At 52.0% G+C, this 4810-nt stretch carries 3 protein-coding genes; all 3 read left to right on the forward strand.

Annotated features, from left to right (window positions below; translation table 11 throughout):
* On the forward strand, window positions 1-599 hold a 599-nt coding region (locus BW950_RS15190; protein ID WP_159438820.1), incomplete at its 5' end, for a hypothetical protein.
* Window positions 596-3670 (forward strand): toxin VasX, encoded by a 3075-nt coding sequence (locus BW950_RS14420; RefSeq protein ID WP_076489998.1) that lies wholly within the window; start codon window positions 596-598, stop codon window positions 3668-3670. The genes BW950_RS15190 and BW950_RS14420, both read left to right, overlap by 4 nt.
* Window positions 3670-4500, forward strand: coding sequence for a hypothetical protein (locus BW950_RS14425; RefSeq protein WP_076489999.1), 831 nt, complete (start codon window positions 3670-3672; stop codon window positions 4498-4500). Before BW950_RS14420 ends, BW950_RS14425 begins: the two co-directional genes overlap by 1 nt.
* The last annotated feature ends 310 nt before the right edge of the window (window positions 4501-4810 follow it).

Genomic DNA, 4810 nt, shown 5'->3' on the forward strand with positions numbered 1-4810 from the left:
GCGGCATCATGACGGTGGAGAAACCCAAGCCGCTCTTCAGCGAGCTGAGATGGGAGCTGGCAGAACACGACGAGGATGGCCGGGAGACCGGGCGGCAGGAAACCAACCGTATTACTGTTGGCGACCCTGTCATTCTATCAGCCCAGGCGGAGAATTTTCCCGATGGGAGCACCGCATGGGTTCGCGTGTACGAAGAGCCTCACGAGGGTTCCGATCCGGTGCTGTTGTATCAGGAACTTCTGGAGGTTCGGGACCAGCACGTAACGTGTAGCTGGCAGGTTACAGACAACCCTCATCCTGAAGCCGGGGGGGATCCTTACTTTCCCACGTACTTTTTCCGCTTGGAAGCGGTTCCCGAGGGCCGAGCCGAATCTCAGGATAGCGCTACCGTTGAAGTACAGATGGAGCTGCACGTTCGCGGGAGGACCGATGACGGCCGCCTGTTGGAGGAAGGAACTCCCTATGAAGTCAGACTCCCCGATGGAACGGTGGTTCGGGAAGGAACTCTTGATGCCGACGGAACAGGACATGAAAATGAAATGGAACGGGCATCATATCAGATAGTGTTTCTCCCCATGAGGAATGAGAGGGAGTCATGAAACAGACAAGAGATGTAGAAATCGTCCGCCATGAATACCATTCCCCCCAGGATATGCAGAGCAAAACAGTAACCTCTGGTCGGAATGTGATAAACGAGTTTCAGCAGGTGCCATTGAAGGTATACCCCATGCGTTGGGTGCCCTGGAAGTCAGAGTATCTCCCCTATTTGCTGGACGGTGAATACATCATATGCAGCCAGGGCAGTATTAACTGGCATGCCGTGCATGCCGGAAATCAGCCGCAGATACAGACCCATGAGATTGCCGGGTTGCCGGACTTTGGCAATGGCTACGTATTAAGCCCCCTGCGACCGGGCTGGTTGCATGTCCGGCGGACCGAGCCGGGTGGACGGGTCCTGTGGTATGAGTACCAGGTCCGTGACGACGGCACGCTTCGTGTCTGTCAATGGAGCGATAATGAGATTGGATCTGACTACCGCGTACCCCGTGGGCACATAACAGACCACATCCCGGTGTCCTACAACAACGAGTACCAGATAGCATACTCCGAAGTGCAATGGAGCTGGGCACTGTATGAGCGTATGGAGAACGATGCCGGGCTGCGAAGCACCCATATGCACGAGCTGACCCAGGAAACTGTCAGTTTCAATAGCCAGGAGTATGAACTGCAACAGACCAACGACACCGCAGTATTCTTGAATGCCAACCCCGTCGAACGGCCGATCCGCCGGGACGACCTCCATGAACTGCCCGATAATGGCTGCATTGCCGGGCTGATTGATCCCTTCAGTATCGCTGATGCGATAGAATGGGATCTGAATGATGCCTGGCTGCAAATGGTAGCGTTTGTACAGTCTCTACGACTTGGTGTCGATCCGCGGCACATTGAACATATTTTGCGAGATAGTAAGGAAGGCCTGCCGGACTTGTCGGGATTGCAGCCGGAAGCAACCCTCCGTGCACAGTTCGAATCACTCCACAACATCTCGATCATGATGTACCAGACTGGCTTTGGAACAGCAGAAAGCGAGGATAAGATAGGGAAATATCTTGACCGATCCCGTATGGAGATACTGCTTGGCAAGCAGGATCGTGCAAGACTCCGGGAGCAAATAGCAGAAAAGAGGGACATGTTGTTAACGTTCTTACAAAGTGAATTGTATAGCAACCATGCCATCCTCTATTGCGAAAGCACTGCAGAACGCATTGCCTGTGGCAAGCAGCGGGTTATGTGGCACCACATGCCGCTTGTCAAAACACCGTATCACGAGGATATGATTCTGGAGCTTGCCGAGGATCTTCCGAATGGTGGCGATGATCCCGGAATTGCATACCTGAGAAATATTCTTGATGGACAAGCTGATGTATCTGCGCTCTTCTCTGCCGAGATGGAGTTTGACCTTGAGACCGAGATGGAGGGCGCAACAGCAATCGATGATGATGGCAACCCGCCAAACATTGAAGAGTTGGTTTTGACGGCTATCAACACCTTTGACACCATCTTGGGACTCACCTCGCAATTGGTCGAGGATTTTCCCACATATAAAGCCGTGCAGCTGCAATGGTTGAACACGGCCGTGTTCCGCGGGATAGACAGCAGGCCACTGCCACTGTTTGAACACGTGAGTCTGGCCGAGCTTATTGATGCCAGTGCTGAGCCGGTACTACGTAACGGAAAAAACGTGTTTCGCTTTACCGAGTTGCCGGATAATATGGATTTTGTCCATACCCCACGAGGTATGCTGGACACAAAGCAGATTTCCACAGCACGCATGATCCAGCAAGCCTATAAGCGAAACCCAACCAAGATAGAACGCGCTATCGGAAAGCTTGTGACCAACCCCCGCTGGCTGACCTTCATGGCGGGGGTGAGTTATGTGAATCTGGGGTTTGTTCTTTTAAACAGCGCAACTACTGATTACACAAAAGAAAATGGTTATTTGTTAGGCATGCGTCAAAGCATTGCATTTTTTAACGCCTTCGCTGGAGCCTGGGGCGCCACGTATACCCTGAAACAGGCCCGAGCAGGACAGCTGGCGGCGGAAAAGGTTGTATTCAAGACAAAACTCTTCTTTGCCGGAGGCTCTTTTCTCTCTGCCGGGGTGTCGGGTATGGATGCATATATCAGCTTCTCGGAAAACAACTACGAGGCTGGGCTGTTGTTTGGTACCAGTGCGGTAATATCTGTTGTGTTGGGGGTAGGGCTTCTTGTCGCCAGTTGGCCGACACTGCTGATTGCTGCCTTGGTATTAGGCGCGGTAGGTACCAGTGTGTGGGCCGGGTTTCTTGAGTATTCACCGCTTGAGCGGTTTGCAAACAATTTTCTGTTACGTGACTACGGACGTCGAGTATTATGGATTTTTGGCAGTAAAATACAACCGCCCGATACACCAACACCATGGCGGAGTCTGAACGCACATCATCAGCGACGGGATGAGTTGATTGCCGATAATTTCGCGCGGTTTCGGGAGTTTCCCAAAGCCGAAAAGGACCTGATGGATGTTATCTTTGGAGTCCATCTTACCCTGGAACCGGAGTGGGTTGTTGCCTACAGTAAATGGTGGAATCCGGTCACAGCAGAAGGGATGCAACGGGTTACGGTGCGGATACGAATTCTGAGCTTTGATCCACAGTTTAGTCGAGTGGAGAACCCAAAACTGAGAGTGTACTACAATCGGGGGATGCTGCCCCTAACACAGCCTCATCCTGAAGGGGTAGATGCTGTTTCCGGTGCCGCTGCAGATTACTCGGATAGCATCTACATAGAATTAGGAGCGGAAGCGGAGATCCATTACGAACCGCAGGATGGCGTGATGGTTGCCAGCTTGGAGTATATCATACCCCTGGAAAGCCTGGATTTGGATCAGAGCCCCCGCGTGTTGTTTACCATGCGCTACCGATACAATGAACGCATACATTTTCCCAGTCCGGAAAATGGACAGGGGCGGTATATTGGCATCATTTCCCATGTGCGAAAAATACGCACCCAGCAAGTTGATCCGGGGGCCGCTCTGGGCACACTGATAGCAGAATCAATGCTGTATGCACCTGATACACAAGTCGGTACCCTATCGCAATTACAGGAACCCGAAACATGGAGACTTCTCTAATGAAAAAAGGTAAGAGAAAAGGTTGGTTTGGCAGGGCTATGGACAACAGCCTGCCCTTTGCGATACTGGAATTTGCCGAGTACGGAAGAAATGAAGAGCTGATTGCACAAGGGTATTATCAGCAGGAAAAGATGGATGATATTCGGTATCTGATGGATGTCGATGGTCCGAAAAAGGAATCGATGGTATGGGTGCCTTTAAAAATAGCAACTGTTACTTTTGCATTTTTTCTTATTTTGCCATTAATCAATGCCACCGCGACTTATAGTCTTAATTTTTTATTACCCACACTAATAATTTTTTGTTTAGGATTGTCTGTTTCTCTATTCTGCTACTTCATCCGAGAAAAAGCCCTGCCAAAGCATTACGTTTTTGATCGCCTGAATCAAACGGTTACGTTACCAACAGGGCTATTACACAAACCGAAAACCTATCGCTTTACCGATCTGTTTCCTGCAGTTGGCTCTGTCTGGAGTCAGTTTGGCCCTATGGGTGTTCATCTGGCACTAAGTGTCAGGAAATGGGGATATGGGCATATTGTGGGAATAGAGAAAAAACCCTGGGAAAGCTGGTCCTGGCTGGTCTGGTATATGGACAAGAACCGCCCACTGCCACCAGGCACAGCTCTTGATCCATACCGCGAGAAAGATCGGCACCGCAGGAAGCAGGAGGGCAATCCCGAACCATTGTTTCCAATGGAGTACAAGGCGGTTGAGGGCCTGAAGCAGTACAACTACGAACGCAAACAACAGGGACTGGAACCGATCGAGATGCTGCTTGGGGATGATAAGCATACCTATCAGTACCAAGTATACAATAATCGGCTGTAACTCATAGACATACCCCCCTGCCCCCACAGCCTGGTTCGCCGGCGTGGACCAGGCTGCGGATGCGGGCCCGAGAGACGGACCATTACGCACTGGATGCGTGAGTGATTGGAGGGGAGCCGCAGGCTGCCCTGCCGGACCCGGCAGGGCCGGAGCGACCAGCGGAGCCCCGCAAAGCACGACCCGAGCGAATGCGAGGGGCACGGCCTGACCGGCACCATGAGCGCCACCGTGGAGAACCTGGAGGATGGAGAGAACGTGAATGTTCTGGTCTATGAGGCAGACCGGGAGGACTCCGGCGAGGCACGGCAGC

This window comes from Alkalispirochaeta americana (assembly GCF_900156105.1).
In the GTDB taxonomy this organism is placed as follows: domain Bacteria; phylum Spirochaetota; class Spirochaetia; order DSM-27196; family Alkalispirochaetaceae; genus Alkalispirochaeta; species Alkalispirochaeta americana.